1 pseudogene is annotated in these 482 nt (G+C 73.9%); it reads right to left on the reverse strand.

The annotated features are described in order from the left end of the window. Positions 1 to 315 (reverse strand): annotated as a pseudogene (locus tag IH25_RS42010) (hypothetical protein); the annotation flags it as partial. Positions 316 to 482: the final 167 nt, after the last annotated feature.

Raw genomic sequence — 482 nt, forward strand, 5'->3', positions numbered from 1 at the left:
CATCCAGTCGGCCAGGGACGAGCGGGGAGGCTCGTCCGGCTCCCACTCGTCTTCCGGGTCGTCGTCCGGCTCCCACACGGGCGCAGGGCGGACCCGAGGGGCCCGGGGCGGGGGTGGCGGCGGCCGGTAGCCCTCGGGGGACGGCCCGGTGTTCGCGTCGGTCCGGTAGGGCACGCGCTGCCCGGTGCCGCACTCGGGACACCGGATCGTCATCCGGTCCCGGGCCAGGGACTGCCACTCATGGCCGCACCGGCATTCGACCCACACGGCGGGTCGGGTGGCGACTTCCACGGCCCGGGAGGCGGCTCCGGACATGTCGGGGGTCACCGGTCCTTCCCACTCCTGATCCATGCGGACGTGGCGGGAGGTACGGCAGTGCGGGCACCGGGTGTTCCCGCCCCGGACCGTCGTCCGGTACGGCTCGGCACAGCTACGACACACGATCTGTACGGGGACGGTTCGCACGTCTCCCCCCTTTCCGC

It is taken from the genome of Streptomyces achromogenes subsp. achromogenes, assembly GCF_000720835.1.
In the GTDB taxonomy this organism is placed as follows: domain Bacteria; phylum Actinomycetota; class Actinomycetes; order Streptomycetales; family Streptomycetaceae; genus Streptomyces; species Streptomyces achromogenes.